This is a genomic window from Spiroplasma sp. ald (genome assembly GCF_044714355.1).
Classification (GTDB): domain Bacteria; phylum Bacillota_I; class Bacilli_A; order Mycoplasmatales; family Mycoplasmataceae; genus Spiroplasma; species Spiroplasma phoeniceum.
On sequence record NZ_RXFY01000178.1, the window covers coordinates 1 to 1,070 of the forward strand.

General features: G+C 25.4%; 1 protein-coding gene. It reads left to right on the forward strand.

The genetic code is table 4. The annotated features are described in order from the left end of the window. Positions 1-1,005 (forward strand): hypothetical protein (locus tag EHU54_RS05970; RefSeq protein WP_400249484.1); only part of this gene is annotated, 1,005 nt, incomplete at its 5' end. Between the last annotated feature and the right edge of the window lie 65 nt (positions 1,006-1,070).

Consider the following 1,070-nt stretch of genomic DNA (forward strand, 5'->3'; position numbering starts at 1 on the left):
TGATTAAGTTATATTCAATCTGCTTGTTTATTAGCAGTTATGAATTGATATTTACCAAAAGGAGTTAATGACTTAACAGGTAGTGCTTCATTTTCACAAGGTGGTGTAGCATATTCACAAACTAATAATCCCGAAGCAAATGATACTATTACTCGTGATGTTAAAAATGCTTTAAAATTAGCAGGTGAAATTATTGATATTATATCTAGTAAAACAGTATCTAGACCTTATAATTATAGCTTAGATAATTATGCTCATTCATTAGAAGAAGAATATAAACATATTACTAAAAAAACTTTTTATCCAACATTATTATTTTGATTAAAAGAACAATTACAAACAGGTAATTCAATAAATATTACTTATCCAACTATTAATGACTTTTCTAAAATTGATTATAACGAATATATTAAATTTATTGTTCCATTTGATAATGATAGCATTTATTATGATGAAAATAATAAAGTGTGAAAATCTAATACTGGTAATATTATTAATCCAGAATCTATAATGAAAACATTAAATCCTACTGATTTTGCTATTACTGAGGGTGGTAATAATAAAGGAAAAATATCTGTAACAAACGGTTATAATGATGATTTAGCAATTGATGACCCAACTAGTGGCGGTGAATTTGTTAATTATATGAGAACACGACAAATTGGTATTAAATTAATGCCAAATCAAATTGGTAGAGCAAATGCATCTTTTGACCAAAAAACAGGTGAATTAAAAATATGAGACCCAAGTTTCCAAAATAATGACCAAGGTAAAGAATTTAGTATTATTAAAGCAAATGGCACTCCTGAATTAGAAGCAACTGATGATACATTGCCAACTACTAAATATATTAATGAACATTATCAATTAAAAGGTAGTGGTACTAATGATTGACAAGTTGTTAATACTAGTGATTTTAAACCTAATGATACTCAATATATTTTGCCAGTTACTCCTAATGGAATAGACTTCTTGCATAACCTAGTTATTTTAAAATTCCTATAAAATATATTTAAAATAGAAATTATAAGAATCTAAAATTATGAAATTTGATAAATTTGATTTTATTA